The sequence below is a fragment of the Skermanella aerolata KACC 11604 genome, from assembly GCF_000936425.1.
Taxonomy (GTDB): Bacteria; Pseudomonadota; Alphaproteobacteria; order Azospirillales; family Azospirillaceae; genus Skermanella; species Skermanella aerolata.
The window spans coordinates 1-683 of record NZ_AVFK01000190.1 but is presented as its reverse complement, the minus strand read 5'-3'; the positions used below and the strand labels follow the sequence as shown (position 1 = coordinate 683).

Below are 683 nucleotides of genomic sequence, written 5' to 3'. Positions count from 1 at the left end.
GCACAGCAGGGTCAGACGATGATCGGCACTGTGCCGGTCGGTCAGAACCCTGAAGCCGTGCAGGTTCGCCATCGCATCATGGACGTCGTTCGCGGACAGGGGACAAAGGGTGTCTCGGACAGCGTGAACCAGCAGAAAGTCGCCGGCTGGGGTGAGCAGCCCTTGGATCAGGCGTCCAGCCCGGTCCAGGTCTGTCGGTGAAAGATAACAGCCGACTTCCGACAGCACGATCAGATCGAACGGTCCGTCCGCTGTTTTCCCTGGAAGCTCCAACTCGTCGATTGTCGCCCGGGCAGGGTCGGTGCTGCGCACTCTCGCTGATAAGGGAGGCAGAGGAGAGATCGCCACCGACAGCAGCCCATCGCACCGGCTGGCGAGTTGATGGCTCAGGACGCTGGTTGGAGCGCCGATGTCGAGGGCGCAGACATAGCGATCACGGGGCAGAGCAGCCAGGATCGCAGCACATCCGTCAGCATCGCTGGGGCTGGGGGCAAGCCGCCGGGAATTCGATTCTCCGCAGCGCATCCGGTTGGAGGAGTCGGGTGGGATAGGCTTCACGTCTCTTCCTCCAGGAAGGTTTATCATGCACCCAGGCCGCGCCGGAATGGTGGCGGGAGCTGATCCCAGCAGGTGGAGCAGCCCGGCAAACCGGATGCCGGCGCCAGCGCAGCTGCTGTCGCATC

1 protein-coding gene is annotated in these 683 nt (G+C 64.0%); it reads right to left on the bottom strand.

The window, feature by feature from the left end; genetic code table 11:
- On the bottom strand, nt 1-558 hold a 558-nt coding region (locus N826_RS44080; RefSeq protein WP_157599448.1), incomplete at its 3' end, for a class I SAM-dependent methyltransferase.
- Between the last annotated feature and the right edge of the window lie 125 nt (nt 559-683).